The 14,420-nt window shown below is 67.3% G+C and carries 11 protein-coding genes; 3 read left to right on the top strand and 8 right to left on the bottom strand.

Annotated features, from left to right (window positions below; genetic code table 11):
- Positions 1-9 precede the first annotated feature (9 nt).
- Genes ABD301_RS01340 through ABD301_RS01350 form a run of 3 tightly spaced genes read right to left on the bottom strand, consistent with a single transcriptional unit; the run spans position 10 to position 8,602 of the window.
- Positions 10-2,388 carry a beta-ketoacyl synthase N-terminal-like domain-containing protein gene (locus tag ABD301_RS01340; protein ID WP_344306344.1) on the bottom strand — a complete coding sequence of 793 codons (2,379 nt, stop codon included), beginning with the start codon at positions 2,386-2,388 and terminating at the stop codon, positions 10-12.
- Entirely contained in the window at positions 2,388-5,495 is a 3,108-nt protein-coding gene (locus ABD301_RS01345) for a non-ribosomal peptide synthetase (RefSeq protein WP_344306346.1), read from the bottom strand. The genes ABD301_RS01340 and ABD301_RS01345 overlap by 1 nt, the downstream gene beginning before the upstream one ends.
- Complete coding sequence (locus ABD301_RS01350; RefSeq protein WP_344306348.1) at positions 5,492-8,602, bottom strand: non-ribosomal peptide synthetase; 3,111 nt, start codon at positions 8,600-8,602, stop codon at positions 5,492-5,494. Before ABD301_RS01350 ends, ABD301_RS01345 begins: the two co-directional genes overlap by 4 nt.
- Positions 8,603-8,780: 178 nt before the next feature.
- Between ABD301_RS01350 and ABD301_RS01355 the strand changes: the two genes are divergently transcribed.
- Positions 8,781-10,001, top strand: coding sequence for an MFS transporter (locus ABD301_RS01355; RefSeq protein ID WP_344306350.1), 1,221 nt, complete (start codon positions 8,781-8,783; stop codon positions 9,999-10,001).
- 87 nt (positions 10,002-10,088) lie between these two features.
- The gene (locus ABD301_RS01360) at positions 10,089-10,466 is read left to right on the top strand and encodes a hypothetical protein (RefSeq protein ID WP_279581403.1); all 378 of its coding nucleotides are present in this window, start codon (positions 10,089-10,091) and stop codon (positions 10,464-10,466) included.
- A gap of 100 nt (positions 10,467-10,566) precedes the next feature.
- Here the strand turns inward: ABD301_RS01360 and ABD301_RS01365 are convergent, their stop codons facing one another.
- The 4 genes from ABD301_RS01365 to arsB all read right to left on the bottom strand — a co-directional run bounded on the left by ABD301_RS01365 (position 10,567) and on the right by arsB (position 13,695).
- Positions 10,567-11,757 carry an RCC1 domain-containing protein gene (locus ABD301_RS01365; RefSeq protein ID WP_344306353.1) on the bottom strand — a complete coding sequence of 397 codons (1,191 nt, stop codon included), beginning with the start codon at positions 11,755-11,757 and terminating at the stop codon, positions 10,567-10,569.
- Between the two features lie 119 nt (positions 11,758-11,876).
- The gene (locus tag ABD301_RS01370) at positions 11,877-12,089 is read right to left on the bottom strand and encodes a DUF2180 family protein (protein ID WP_344306355.1); all 213 of its coding nucleotides are present in this window, start codon (positions 12,087-12,089) and stop codon (positions 11,877-11,879) included.
- Positions 12,086-12,505 carry an arsenate reductase ArsC gene (locus ABD301_RS01375; protein WP_425551875.1) on the bottom strand — a complete coding sequence of 140 codons (420 nt, stop codon included), beginning with the start codon at positions 12,503-12,505 and terminating at the stop codon, positions 12,086-12,088. Before ABD301_RS01375 ends, ABD301_RS01370 begins: the two co-directional genes overlap by 4 nt.
- A gap of 59 nt (positions 12,506-12,564) precedes the next feature.
- The gene (gene arsB, locus ABD301_RS01380; protein WP_344306359.1) at positions 12,565-13,695 is read right to left on the bottom strand and encodes an ACR3 family arsenite efflux transporter; all 1,131 of its coding nucleotides are present in this window, start codon (positions 13,693-13,695) and stop codon (positions 12,565-12,567) included.
- Between the two features lie 131 nt (positions 13,696-13,826).
- On the opposite strand from arsB, the gene ABD301_RS01385 reads away from it, so the two are divergent.
- Complete coding sequence (locus ABD301_RS01385; protein ID WP_344306361.1) at positions 13,827-14,183, top strand: ArsR/SmtB family transcription factor; 357 nt, start codon at positions 13,827-13,829, stop codon at positions 14,181-14,183.
- 27 nt (positions 14,184-14,210) lie between these two features.
- Here the strand turns inward: ABD301_RS01385 and ABD301_RS01390 are convergent, their stop codons facing one another.
- Positions 14,211-14,381, bottom strand: a complete 171-nt coding sequence (locus tag ABD301_RS01390) for a hypothetical protein (protein ID WP_344306363.1) — start codon at positions 14,379-14,381, stop codon at positions 14,211-14,213.
- Positions 14,382-14,420: the final 39 nt, after the last annotated feature.

Here is a 14,420-nt window from a genome sequence, read left to right on the forward strand (position 1 = left end):
GAGGCCGCGTTACGGCAGCTTTCCGCTGAGACTTATGACAAATCCGGTCAGCGCGTCGATGGTCTGGCCTTTCAGGATCGCCTCGGTGCGGATATCCAGACCGAACCGAGCGCGCAGCCGAGCGGCGATCTGAACCGCCAGCAGTGAATGGCCGCCGAGGCCGAAGAAATTGTCGCGTACGCCAACGGTTGGCAAGCCGAACAAATCGCTCCAGACTTCGGTGATGATCGCCTGGACGTCGTCGCGATGAGCCGTGCCGGGGTCGACAGCGGAGGCGGCCGACTGTTCCAGTCCCCACCAGCGTCTGCCGCGCCAGGCGTACGTGGTCACGGTCGGCTGGATGGCCGGGAAAAATGTCGGGATCGAGCCCTCGCCGAGGTCGAAGAGGATGACTGATCCGCGGTGTTTCTCCAGCAGCGCCTGCACATCGGCCGTACGTGGTGAGAGCTGTTCGTCTCCGAGTACGTCCGCGAGCCCGCTGCCGAGCAATACCAGCCGACGGTCGGTGGGAAGGGTGCCGATGTTCGTGTCGTCATGCAGCCGTACGACCAACGCGGGCCGCTGACCAACGCGCTCCACGCCGGCTGGTCCGACCGAAACGTGCGCGTCCGCGGTGGCCAGCTGTCGTACCAGATCCGCGACCGGCTCGCAGTCGACCATGACAAGCGCGTCGTGGCCGGCGACCATCGTCTCGGTGATCTGGATCCATCGTGGCTCCGACCTGCGAACGACGGCCGCCCGCGCCGGCGTCCGGTCGCATTCGGTCCGTTCGAAAGGATGCGGCGGAAGTACGCAACGGTGCGGTTCACCATCCACCGGCACATCGATGTCGACGCCGCGTTCCCACTGCGCGGCAAGCATTGCCGGCCGGCCGGACCCGACTGCCGGCGACCCGGTCCGCAGCCCGGCCACCAGTTCCTGCGTCGTGGTGGCGACGATGGCACGCCGGTACGAGAATCGGCGCCGGCCGGTGGCCAGGGTCCACGCCACGTCCGGCAGCGGCTGCGTGCCGGACTCGAGTGACTCGGCGAGGTCGTTTTCCAGCCGCCGCAACGCGTTCGGGGTGGCCGCGGAGATGACGAAGACACCAGGTCGACTCGTGGCGGCGCTGCGTACGGTCGCCGGTGCGCTTTCCACGATGACGTGCGCGTTGGTGCCACCGACCCCGAAGGAGCTGACGCCGGCCAGCAGCGGCCCATCCGCTGGCCACGGTTGAGTGCTGCTGGCGATCCGGAACGGACTGCTGTCCAGCTCCAGCTCCGGATTGGGCCGTCGTACGTGCAAAGTCGGCACCAGCTCGCGGTGACGGAGCATCAGCGCGGTCTTGATCAGGCCGGCCACCCCGCCGGCGGCGGCGGTGTGGCCGAGGTTGCTCTTGACCGAGCCGAGCCAGCAGTAGCCGGCGCGGTCGGTGCTCTTGCGGAACGCCGCGGTCAGCGCCGCCACCTCGATCGGGTCGCCGATTTTCGTGGCGGTGCCGTGCGCTTCGACGTAACCGATATCGGCCGCGTCGACCTCGGCTCTGGCCTGAGCGAAGGCGATGACGTCCCGCTGACCGGCCAGCGAAGGCGCGGTGTAGCCGAGTTTCTGGGATCCGTCGTTGTTCAACGCCGAGCCGCGGATGACCGCGACGATCCGGTCACGGTCGCGTACGGCGTCCTCCAGCCGACGCAGCACCACCAGCGCGACGCCACTGCTGCCGACCGTTCCACTGGCGTCGGCGTCAAACGTACGACAGTGTCCGTCGAGGGACAGGATGTCGCCTTCTTCGTAGAGATAGCCGGTGGTCTGCGGCATCCAGAGCGCGATGCCACCGGCGATCGCCGCGTCGCACTCGTAGTTCGCGAGGCTCTGCGCGGCCTGGTGGACGGCCACCAGAGAGGTCGAGCAGCCGGCCAGCACGGTCATTGCCGGGCCGCGCAGGCCCAGCTTGTACGCCACCTTGGTGGCCAGGAAGTCCTTGTCGTAGCCGATCATCTCGATCAGGTCGTCATCGCCGCGAGCGAGCAGGTCGACGTTCACCGGTGCGCAGCCGGCGAACACCCCGATCCAGCCACCGAACCGATCCGGGTCGATGGCGGCGTCGTCCAGCGCGACGGACGCGGTTTCCAGCAGCACGCGGTGTTGTGGGTCGGTGCCGGCCGCCTCGGCCGGGCTCATCCCGAAGAACGCGCGGTCGAAGAACTCGGCGTTCTCGATGACTCCGCGCGCCGGCACGTACCGGGGATGCCGTGCGGTGTCGGGATCGATGCCGGCGGCCAGCAGCTGCGCGGTGTCGAACCGGCTGATGCTTTCGGTCCCCCTGCGCAGGTTTCGCCAGTACTGCTCGACGTTGTTCGCACCAGGCAGCCGGCAGGCCATCCCGACGATGGCGATGTGGTCGGTCATCAGTGATCCGTTTCGTCGCGGCGGGGAGGCCGTACGCGGGCGGCTCGCGCTTGGCGAGCTCTCCGCGCGCGCAGCCCGATGTCGTCGGTGGCGTCCGCCGGGACGGTGTCCACGGCGAAAGCACGCGCGAGTGCTCGTACGGTGGGAAACTCGAACAGTCGGTGGAAGGTCAGTCCGGCGTCCAGCTCGGCGGCGAGCCGCGCGTGCAGTGCGGCCAGCAGGAGCGAGTTTCCACCGATATCAAAGAAGTTGTCGTCCACACTGACCGATTCGACGCCGAGCACGGCCGTCCACACCGCCGCGATCCGCCGCTCCAGCTCGGTCCGCGGCGGCGTCCATCGACGGTGTCCGACCAGGTCCACCCCGCCGGGCCGAGGCAGCCGCGCCGTGTCGACCTTGCCGCGCTCGTTCATCGGCAACTCGGCCAGCCACACCATCGCGGTGGGAATCATGAAGGCCGGCAGCCAGGTACGCAGCCGCGCCACCACCGCGCTGGTGTCCGGTGGCGTACCGGCCGCGGCAACCAGATACGCCACCAGGATGCTGCCGTCGTGGCCGTGGACAGCGGCTGCCCGGACCGCCGGATCGCTGTGCAGGCGTGCCTCGATCTCGGCTGGTTCGACGCGATAGCCCCGAATCTTGAGCTGACGGTCCGCTCGACCGAGGTATTCCAGTGTCCCGTCGGTCAGCCAGCGGCCCCGATCGCCCGTTCGATACGTCCGCTCGGCGAACCGTTCGCTGGTCAGCTCCGGTCGCCGCCAGTAGCCGTCCGCGACGGTCGCGCCGCCCACGTGGATCTCGCCGGGCATCCCGACCGGACATCGCTGGCCAGCTTGGTCCAGGACGAAAACGCGGGCTCCGGCGACCGGCCGGCCGACGCAGTTGAGTGCGGTCGCCGACTTCGGGGAGACCGCGTGCATGGTGGCGATGAAGGTCTCGGTGGGCCCGTACGCGTCGCAGATCCGATAGGTGACCGATGCCGGTGGCAACGCGGTCAGCGGCGACCCGGCGAACACCAGCCAGCGCAGGCCCGTCAGGTCGGCGCCGGATGTCCATAACACCTCGGCCAGCGGTGTCGGGGTGAACGCCACCGTGACGTGGCGGTAGGCCAGCCAGCCGGCGAGATCCGCGACCACCACGCTGTGCTCGTACGGGCAGATGGTCGCGCCGGCGCATAACGCCGGCCACACCTCGCACTGTGTCATGTCGAACGACACGTCGTGGATCCAGCTGATCCGGTCTTCGCTGTGTACGCCGAGAAAATCCGCGTACGCGCGGGTCGCTGACGCCAGGCTGCGGTGGCTGTACGTGACCCCCTTGGGTTCGCCGGTCGTGCCCGAGGTGTAGAGCACGTACGCCGTGTCGTCCGGGTTTGGCAGCTGAGGCCTGCGCTGCGCGGACGTACCGACAAAGGCGGCACTGCGCAGCACGGCGGTCCCGGTGGCCGCGGCGGCGCGGATCGCCCGCGGATCGTCGGTGATGACCGCGGACGCATCGAGATCGGCCAGGATGAACGCCAGCCGGTCGACCGGCTGGCCGGGGCTGACCGGACAGAACGCCGAACCGGCCCGCCACGCCGCCAGCATCGCGGCGACCAGGTCCGGGCCGCGGGGAAGGACCACCACGACCACTGGCGGCCGGCCGCGTACGAGTGCATCCCGCACGAGTGGCGACAGCACGGCCGCCACCGCATCGGCGCGGCTGGCCAGCTCGCGATAGGTCAGGTCGCCTTCTAATGAGCCGATGGCGACGGCGTCCGGCTGGTCGGCGCACCGCTGGTCGAAGGCCGCTGGCACGCTGGCCGCTGCGGGCGCCGGTGGACCGGCCTCGAACCGGTGGATTTCGGCGAGCTCGGCCACATCCAGGAGATCGAGCGTCTTGACCGCAAGATCCAGGGCGGTGTCGAAGGAATGCGTGAAACGGCCGAGCCAGCCGGCCATCCGCCGCACCTCAGCGGTGGTGAACCGGTCCCCGCGATACATCAACACGCCACGTAGCCGGCCATCGATCTCCTCGAAGGTCGCCGTCAGCCCGAACTTTCCGGCGTAACCGGCGTCGTCGTGGTCGAGCGCGTACGGAACCAGTCGCGCGTCACCCAGCCGCAGATCGTCGCGGAAGGCGGTGGTGGCCGCGAGCGTGACGTCCGCGTACGGCACCCAGCCGGGTCGCCGTGGCGGGTTCAACGCCCCCACGACCGCCTCGAACGGCGTGCCTTGGTATTCCAGCGAGTCCAGCACCTGGTCGCGAATGCCATCCAGCAACTGCCGGACCGTCGTCGCGGCGGTGATCCGCGAGCGCACCACGACGGTGTTCAGGCAGGGCCCCAATGTCTCGGGAAAGTCGTCCCGATTAGCGACCGGAACCCCGATGGTCACGTCGTCCTGGCCGGTCCAGCGATGCAGCAGAGCCGCCAGTCCGGCGGCGAGCACCATAAACCATGATATGTGCCGTACCCCGGACATCGCGGCCAGCCGGTCGAACAGGTCATCCGGTACGCGCACCGGGACAGCCCCCGGCGGGCCGGTGCGCAGCGGCGGCGGCACCGCCGGATATGCCGGTGCGCCAGCAAGAAAATCCGTCCAGTAGTCGAGCCCCTCAGCCTCGTCGGCCATCGCGCGCTGAGCGCGTACGAATTCCTCGAACTGAACGACGGCAGGTGCCTGCCGTCCAGCGTAATGCGTGTCCAGCTCACGGAAAAACAACGGAATCGAGGCCGCGTCCCAGATGAGATGGTGTACGCACAACAAAAGCACCCGACGATGGGCCAGGCTGACCCGCAGCAGCCGATTCGTCGTGACATCGAACGGACGCGACGCGGCAGTGCGCAGCCACCGGGAGCGGTCGCCCTCGACCTCCTCGACCGCCGGCAGCCAGGGCCGTCCGACCACCTGATAGAGCCGGCCATCGCGCTCGCGAAACGACGTCCGCAGGATCTCGTGCCGCTCGACCAGCTTGGCCAGCGCCTTTTCCAGTCTTGGAACGGAAATCTCGGCATCGACCTGCCAGGCCAGCGGCACCACGTACCGGCCGGCACCGGGTTCGAGTCGGTCGGCCAACCACATCCGTTGCTGGACTCCGGCCGCCGGTAGCCAGATCTCCGGCGTCACCGGCGGTCCAGGAGATCGTCGATCGCGGCGGCGAACGCTTCGGCCGTGGGATGGTCGAACAACATTCGTACCGGCACCCGGATCCCGAGCCGCCGGCGCAGCCGTGCCGTCAGCGCGGTGGCCAGCAGCGAATGACCGCCCAGCTGGAAGAAATCGTCGGTGACGCCGACCAGCCCGGTCGCCAGGACCTGCGCCCATTCCTCGCAGACCGCCTTCTCGGTGTCGTTGCGCGGCGCCACGAAATCCATGCCGCCGGCGTCGTCAGGCGACTCCGGAAGCCTGGATCGGTCGACCTTTCCGTGCGCGTTCAAGGGCAACTCGTCGACAATCACAAAACCCGTGGGGATCATGTACGCCGGCACCCTGCTGGCCAGCGCTCGCCGCAGCGCGGCGGCAGACAGCTCGCGCGCCTGGTCATCCGGGACCACGTACGCGACCAACTCGTGCGGTCCGCGCAGCAAGGTGGCCGCGGACCGTACCCCGGGACAGTCGCGCAGCCGCGCCTCGATCTCGGCCGGTTCCACCCGTTGGCCGCGCACCTTGAACTGTCCGTCGCGGCGGCCGAGAAAATCCAGCGTCCCGTCCGGACGCCAGCGCACGATGTCGCCGGTGCGGTACATCCGCTCGCCTGGTCCGCCGTACGGATCTGGCACGAACGCCCGCGCCGTCGTCCCCGGATCGTCGACGTACCCGCGGGCCAACCCGAGCCCGGCCAGGCACAGCTCGCCGGGGACGCCAGCCGGCACCAGTTCCAGCGCGTCGTCCACGACGTAGCAGCGCGTACCGCGGACCGGCCGGCCGATCGGCACGGACCGGTCCGCGTCAGCCACCGTGTCGATCGGGTACCAGGTCGAGTACGTGCCGTTCTCGGCCGGCCCGTAGCCGTTCAGCAGCCGCTGTGGTTTGCCATTGCGCAGCACTGCGCGGATGGTCCCGACGTCGAGCGCCTCTCCACCCACCACTACCGTCCTGACCGGCGCGAACGTATCCGGAACAGCGCCGACGAGATGGTTGAAAAGCGAGCTGGTCACCAGCTGCGCGGTAATCCGGTACTCGCGTATCGCGGCTGCCATCCGCTGCGGGTCGACCAGGACCGATCGCGGGATCACCACCAGTTCCGCGCCGTTGAGCAGCGCACCCCAGATCTCCAGCGTCGCGGCGTCGTACGACACGCTGCCCGCGTGCGCCACGCGGTCATCCGCGCCGAGCTCCAGATAACCGTTGTTCATGGCGAGATGGACGACGGCCCGCTGGGACAGCTCGATCCCCTTGGGCCGGCCGGTCGACCCGGACGTGTAGAGCAGTTGGGCGAGGTCCTCGGGATCCGCGTCGTACGCGCGACCGGCGGCGACTCCGGACGGCAGTCCATCGTCCAGCCACAGCACGGTCGCCGCTGGCTCGCGAAGCCGCTCTCCCAGCGCGGTGGTGGTGACGACGACCGACGTACCGGTGGCGGCCAGCATGTAGGCGAGCCGTTCGTCCGGATAGCCAGGATCCAACGGCAGGTAGTGGCCGCCGGCTTCCACCACCGCCAGCAGCGTCACTACCAGCTCAACGGATCGTTCCAGACAGACACCGACGCAACTGCCAGACCCGATACCGTACGACCGCAGCGTTTCCCGCATCGCCGCCGCTCGATCGGCGAGCTCGCCGTACGTGATGACCACCTCGCCGTCGCGCACCGCCGGCGCAGCCGGCCGCCGCGCGACCTGCTCGGCGACCAGCGCCGCCAGCCCTCGGCCCGGCGCGGCGGTCGTGTCGTCGACGTTGCCCCAGGCCAGAAGTTCGGCTCGCTCGGCCTCGGACAGCAGCGGCAGACCGGAAATCGGCCGGTCCGGTTCAGCTACGCCACCGGTCAGAAGCCGCACCAGATGCGCCAGCAGCCGCCGCATCGCGGGCCTGTCGAACAGATCGCTCCGATAGTCGAGGTCGATCTCCAGACCATCGGAGAACTCCCCGATCGTCAGGTCCAGCTCGAACCGGACAATACCCGGATCAAATGCGAACTCGCTCGTGTCGCAGCCAGGAACCCGCAGGCCAGACGCTGCTTCGTTCAAATAGGACAGCACGACGCTGACCAGCGGCGGACGGCTCAGGTCCCGATCTGGTCCGGCCAGGTCGACGAGCCGCTCCAGCGGCAGATCCGGGTCGTCATGTGCCCGCAGAACCGTCCGTCGGACGCGTCCGAGCGCCTCGGCGAAACCCGGGTCGCCGGACAGGTCCGTCCGCAACACCAGCGTATTGACGAAAAACCCGATCATGCCAGCCAGCTCGCTGCGGCTGCGATCCGCGAACGCCGCGCCGAACGACACATCGGCCTGCCGCGCGTACCGGCTGAGCAACACCGACAATGCGGTCGCCACCACCATGAAAACCGTCGCACGGTGGCCGGCGGCGAACGCGCGAATGTCCTGCAACGCCTCCGCCGGCAAGGTGTGTCGTACGCGTTCGCCTTGCCATTCCTGGAAGATCGGACGGGGCCGGTCTGGATGCAGAGCGACCGGCTGGATGCCACTGAGGCGTTCCCGCCATCGGCGCAGCTGACCGGCCAGGACGCTGTCGGTCAACCGATCACGCTGCCAACTGGCGAATGCCGCGTACTGCAGCGCGGGCGCCGGCAGATCCGCCGGCCGGCCGGACACAAAACGCTCGTACAACGCGGAAATCTCGTCCAACAGGACGGACAAACTCCAATGATCGAGGACAATGTGGTGCAGACACAACAGGAACACGTGGTCGTCGGCACCGATCCGGAAGACTTCGGCGCGCAGCAGTGGCCCGCGGCGCAGATCGAACGGCCGGCGCAGCCGGTCGCGCGCCAGGTCCGGCACCTCGTCGAGAGCGGCGATCGTCAGCGCGATGTCGACATCGGCCGTCGTACGGGAGTGCAGCATCGGCCCGGCACCGTCATCGTCCACTGTGGACCGCAGAATGTCATGGCGCCGGACGACCTCGTTCAGTGCCCGGCGCAGAACGGTCAGGTCGAGGCGACCACGTACCCGCTGCGCGCACCGCATGTTGTAGGCCGGGCTGTCCGGATCCAGCTGCTGCAGAAACCACAGCCGCCGCTGCGCGTACGACAGTGGCGCACCAGCGGATTCGCGCATGTCCAGCCTCCCGACCGGCTGCCGCTTTGGCTGTCGCACTGACAAACGACCGGTCCCCCTCATCTGCTCAGATCGAGAAGTCGTTGTCCAGCAACACATCCCTTTCAGGCATCCCGATCGTGCAGGCCTGTCGCCAGCACCTGCGCCGGCCCGTCATCTCGCGGATCCTGGACGCCACATGACCGCACCGGAAACCCTCCGCCACACCGGCCGGCGGCCACCGATGGCCTCGGTCCATCTCGCCGTCCTGGTGTCCAGCATCAGCAGAGGAGCATGGTTCACCTGCTGGGCATTGTTCTTCCTGCACGGCATCGGCCTGAGCACGGCACAGTTCGGCATCGGCGTCACCGCCGCCGGGATCGCCGGTCTGGCGATCAGCGGTCCGCTCGGCTACCTGGCCGACCGGATAGGGACCCGCGAAACCCTCCTGGCGATCGGAATCGCGCAATGCGCGGCCATGTTCGCCTTTGCTGTCGTACGTGACTTTCCCACCATTCTGGCCGTCACCTGCGTCCTCGTCGCCGCTGAGCGCGCCACCCCGGGAATGCGCGTCGCGCTGGTCTCCGGCCTCGCCGAACCCGACCAGCGACTGTCCAGCGTCTCGACCGCTCACGCCATGGTCCAACTCGGCACCATCGGCGGAGCCGTCGTGGGCACGGTCGTACTCAGCGTCGACACCGACGCGGCCTACCGGACCCTGTGCCTGGGGTGCGGAACGATCACCCTTGTTTTCTTGGCATTGCTGGCCAGAGTGCCACACGTGACATCTCTTTCGGACCTTCGCGTCAAGCGTCGCATGCTCGTCCTCAGAGACCGGCCTTTCCTGCTCCTCACGGCGTTCAACGGCGTACTCGCGCTCAACTGGGGAATGCTCGACGCCGGCGTACCGCTGTGGATCACCACCCACACTCGGGCCCCGGTGTGGACAATGGGCGTACTCATCGGCCTTAACTCCGTGATCATGGCGCTTTTCATCACCAAGGTCACCAAAGCAGGCACGACCATCGCCGGAGCCGCGCGGCTGGCCAACCGGGCCGGAATCGCACTCTCGGTGTCATGTGTCATCTTCGCGGCCAGCAATCACACCAGCGGAGGCACTGTCGTCGCGATTCTCCTGGTCGCCGCCGCTGTCCACGTCGTCGGTGAGTTGTGCTTCGTCGGCAGCGGCCTCGGCCTTTCCGTCGGCCTCACCCCAGCCGACGCTCACGGCGAATACCAGGGAATGTTCGGCACTGGACAGGCAGTCGCACTCATGATCGCGCCAGGGCTCATGACGATACTGCTCACCCAGCTCGGCATCGCGGGTTGGCTCATCCTCGCCGCCGTCTATCTCCTCTCCGGCGCCGGAACCCTTTTCGTAGCCCGGAAATTCATCGCCGCAGCATCAGACGATGATTGATGCATTCGACGGAGGCCGAAAAGGTTGTCCAACCGGATCCACCTGAATACCTTACCCAGGAATGGAAACCCGTCACTGGGAGGAATGATGAATTCAGCGAAGATCTTCGCCGGCGCCGCCGCCGGCCTGCTGCTGGTCCTGTCACCCGCGCTCACGCCGGCCGCGTCGGCGGCACCGGCGGACGCCGTACGGACAAGTTGCCATCTGGCCCACATCAACTGCACCACCCCCACCGTATTTTTCGAAGGCGGCCGGATTTCCATCGACGCGGACGTCAATGGCAGTGGCACCGGGCACTGGTGGCTCTATCAAGACAACCGGGACAACGTGGCGGTCTGCCAGACCGACTTCTCAGCAGAGGCCGGGCCTGCGTCCTGGACCTGCGATATTGGCATTGGCTCGTACCACTTGGCGGTGCTTGGGGGCTTCACCTCAACCGACGCGCGCGGCGATCTACGCTGGTAGTTTTCAGGGCGCTGGCCGTCCAATGGTCGATCATCGCGTCAGCCAGCCCCTGCTGACGCGGATCGAGCCAAGAAACACGGCCAAAATCGCCCGGAAGGTTCTAGCTCGCAGCGAACATGTGGTGGGCGTAGCTGCCGGTGCTGAGCAGGAGTGTGGTGGGGATGCCGGGGATTTTGCTGGGCGTGGTGGCGCGGGCGTCGGTGGTGCCGAGTCCGAGCTGTCCTTGGCTGTTGTTTCCCCAGGTTTGCACTGATCCGTCGCGTGCGAGCGCGGCACTGAACTCGCTGGCGGCCTGGATTTGGGTGATGTCGGTCAGGCCGGGGACCGGTTTGGGGCTGTTCAGGACGCTGCCGTACGTGCCGTCGCCGAGTTCGCCGTCGAGGTTGACTCCCCATGACCAGACGGTGCCGTCGCTGGTCAGGGCGAGGGTGTGGCTGAATCCCTCGGACAGTTGGGTGATGGGTGGCAGGCCGGTGATCGCGGTCGGGGTGTCGTGTTCGTAGATGCCCCCGAAGGCGTCCGAGTTGCCCCATGCCAGCACCGCGCCGCCGGTGGTCAGGACGCCGGTGGTGGACAGGCCGGCGGTCAGGCTGCTGATGCCGGTAAGGCCGGGAACCTGGGTGGGGGTGGGGTTGCAGTTGCAGCCGCTGGGATGACCGGTTTTGTTCTGTCCGAGTTCGCCGTACACGTCTGATCCCCAGGTCCAGACCGTGCCGTCGGATCGCAGCGCGGCCAGGTGCCGGGCGCCGGCGGCGATCGCGGTCACGCCAGTCAGTCCGGGGACTTGCTGGGGTTGGTTGACCTGAACGCCGGATCCGAATCGGCCGTCTCCGAGCTGTCCGCCCGAGTCGTCGCCCCACGTCCAGACGGTGCCGTCGGCGCGCAGCGCGATCGCGCTGGTGGCGCCGGCCGCGATCGCGGAGACGTTCGCCAGGCCAGCCACCGGGGTGGGGACGTGGTAGTAGGTCTGGTCGCCAGTTCCGAGGTTGCCGTACGCGTTCGATCCGGCCGCACGTACGGTGCCGTCCGCGGCAAGGAAGAACGAGAAGCCTTCGCTGGTCGCGATCGCGGTCACGTTCGTCAGGCCGGTGACGACCACGGGCGCGGTCTTGTCGGTGGTGGTGTCGTCGCCGAGCTGACCGTAGGAGTTGTCACCCCAGCCGCGGACACTGCTCGCCGGGGCGGCGACCGCGGCTGGCACCACAGACAACAGCATCGTCACGCCGGCCACGATCGACGCGACAGTGCTGGCAGTGGTCCGGATGCTGGCTGCTCGTCGAGTCCTTTGCACGACGCAGATGATCAAACGCGTACGGACGATCGTCAAGCCCAACCACGCCGGGCGGCAAAATTAGACCTGCGCTTCCGCGGATCCTCTCGTACACCGGAGCCTGCGACTGTCCCCGACGGTTAGGGAGCGTGTGTTTGTCGGGCGACGTTGACGGCGGTCTCGCAGGCGTGACAACGGATTCGTCGAGCGGCCGGTTCGACCTGGATCTGCCGGTTCAGTGGCACGGTGCGGGTGAGGTGGTCGATGGTGACGATGGTGTGGTCGCGGCAGGTCCCGGCCCCGCAGTGGGTGCAGATCGCTACCGCCGGTCCGTTGCAGTCCAGACAGTTCACGCGAGGTCACCCGCGCCGTTGGCGGTCCCCGTGCGTACATTGCTGGGCACTGTCCGCTGGTGGGTGGCACGGTTCGGGAGCAGCTCAGTGACCAGATGCTGTACGCGGTCGCGGATGTCGTCACGGACCTGGCGGACAATCTCGATGGGTTGTCCGGCGGGATCGGTGAGTTCCCAGTCTTCGTAACGTGTGCCGGGGAAGATGGGGCAGGCGTCGCCGCACCCCATCGTGATGACGACATCGGAAGCCTGGACAGCGTCGGTGGTGAGGACTTTTGGTTTCTGGCCGGTGATGTCGATGCCGATTTCGTTCATGGCTCGCACGGCGGCGGGGTTTATCTGGTCAGCAGGAATTGATCCGGCGGAGCGGACCTCGATGGCGTCGCCGGTCAGGTGACTGAGCCAGCCGGCGGCCATTTGCGATCGGCCGGCGTTGTGAACGCAGACGAACAGGACGGCGGGTGTGCGGAGGTCGGTCACGAGTATTCCTTGCCAGCGATGGGACGGATGTCGGGGTGGGCGGGCACGGTCAGGTCGCCGGGAAAGAACCGGCGGCCGGCCCACAGAGACACGTAGACCAGAGCGACCAGGACGGGGACCTCGATCAGGGGTCCGACGACACCGGCGAGTGCTTGTCCTGAGGTGACACCGAATACGGCGATGGCGACGGCAATCGCGAGTTCGAAGTTGTTGCCCGCCGCGGTGAACGCCAGCGTCGCGGTGCGGTTGTAGGCCAGGCCGATCAGTTTCCCGAGGATGAACGCAAGTCCCCACATGAGGGCGAAGTACGCCAGCAGCGGCAGGGCGATGCGGACCACGTTCAGTGGCTCGGAGGTGATGGTGTGGCCTTGCAGGGCGAACAGGATCACGATCGTGAACAGCAACCCGTACAACGCGAGCGGCCCGATCCTGGGCAGGAACCGGTTCTCATACCAGTCCGTGCCTTTACGACGCTCGCCGATCAACCGGGTCAGGAAGCCGGCCAGCAGCGGCATGCCGAGAAAGATCAGAACGCTGCTGGCGATGACCCAGATCGACACGTTCAGGTCGGTCCGCGGCAGTCCGAGCCAGCCGGGCAGCAGGGTGAGGTAGAAGTAGCCGAGCGCGGCGAATGCGACGATCTGGAACAGTGAGTTGATCGCCACCAGGACCGCGGCGGCTTCCCGGTCACCGCAGGACAGGTCGTTCCAGATCAGCACCATCGCGATGCACCTGGCCAGCCCGACGATGATCAGGCCGGTACGGAACTGTGGCAGGTCCGGCAGCAGTAACCACGCGAGCGCGAACATCGCCGCCGGGCCGACAATCCAGTTCAGTACCAGTGACGAGACGAGCATTCGCCGGTCGCTGGTCACCGAGTTCAGGTGTCCGTACCGGACTTTGGCCAGCACGGGATACATCATCAGCAGCAGTCCGAGCGCGATCGGCAACGACACCGATCCGACCTTGACCGCATCCAACCCCACATTCAAGCCAGGCACGAGCCGCCCAAGGAGCAGTCCGACGCCCATGGCGGCGAGGATCCACACCGGCAGGAAACGGTCCAGGACCGACAACCGACCCACCCCCGGCCGCACCGCGGCCAAGGAACTGGTCTCAGCGGCCACTCGCCCCCCTTTCATTGATGTCCATCTATGAAAGGGGACGGTAGCAGCATTGATAGATGAACATCAATGTCCACTGTATGGTTGTGGACATGCGGTCGAGGCTTGGCTGAGATGACGAGTCGAGGTGGACGATGACGGCGACGGCACGTACGGACGCCACGGTGTCACCGGTAGCTGAGGCATGTGTAGGCGCCGGCCCGACGAAGGCGCCGCTGGATCGACCGACCGCAGAGCAGTTGGCGAAGACGCTGAAAGCGGTCGCGGACCCCACTCGATTGCAACTGCTGAGCCTGATCCGGGCCACCGCAGGCGGCGAGGCATGTGTTTGCGACCTGACCGAACCGGTCGGGCTGAGTCAGCCGACGGTTAGCCACCACCTGAAGGTGCTGGTGAACGCTGGACTTTTACGGCGCGAGCCACGGGGAACCTGGACCTGGTATTCCCTTGTCCCTGACCGATGGGAAGCGCTGCGCGACCTGCTCGCCTGACCCGCACCCCTTTTGGTTTTGTCGCTGTTAGATCAGGCGGCCATCGGTGATGCCAAGATCGTGGAGAGCGACCTCCATTGGCTTGCTATAGGGCCCGCGAATGTGGAACTTGCCATAGGTCGCTTCCAATTCGGGCCACACCTGCGAGAACAGCCGCCCGCCGCGATCGTACGGATGAATCCAGATCCATTCCAGCACCCACCCGTCCTCCTCACGACACAGCCCAGCGCCCCGGCC

The sequence above is a fragment of the Fodinicola feengrottensis genome (genome assembly GCF_039530045.1).
Taxonomy (GTDB): Bacteria; Actinomycetota; Actinomycetes; order Mycobacteriales; family HKI-0501; genus Fodinicola; species Fodinicola feengrottensis.

What these genes read in the sequence shown, in the direction of transcription:
- ABD301_RS01375 (WP_425551875.1), bottom strand. Translation starts at nt 12,505, where the DNA reads ATGGCCGCCGGCTGGCTCAGTCACCTGACCGGCGACGCCATCGAGGTC.
- ABD301_RS01355 (WP_344306350.1), top strand. Translation starts at nt 8,781, where the DNA reads ATGACCGCACCGGAAACCCTCCGCCACACCGGCCGGCGGCCACCGATG.
- ABD301_RS01350 (WP_344306348.1), bottom strand. Translation starts at nt 8,602, where the DNA reads ATGCGCGAATCCGCTGGTGCGCCACTGTCGTACGCGCAGCGGCGGCTG.
- ABD301_RS01360 (WP_279581403.1), top strand. Translation starts at nt 10,089, where the DNA reads ATGAATTCAGCGAAGATCTTCGCCGGCGCCGCCGCCGGCCTGCTGCTG.
- ABD301_RS01385 (WP_344306361.1), top strand. Translation starts at nt 13,827, where the DNA reads ATGACGGCGACGGCACGTACGGACGCCACGGTGTCACCGGTAGCTGAG.
- ABD301_RS01340 (WP_344306344.1), bottom strand. Translation starts at nt 2,388, where the DNA reads ATGACCGACCACATCGCCATCGTCGGGATGGCCTGCCGGCTGCCTGGT.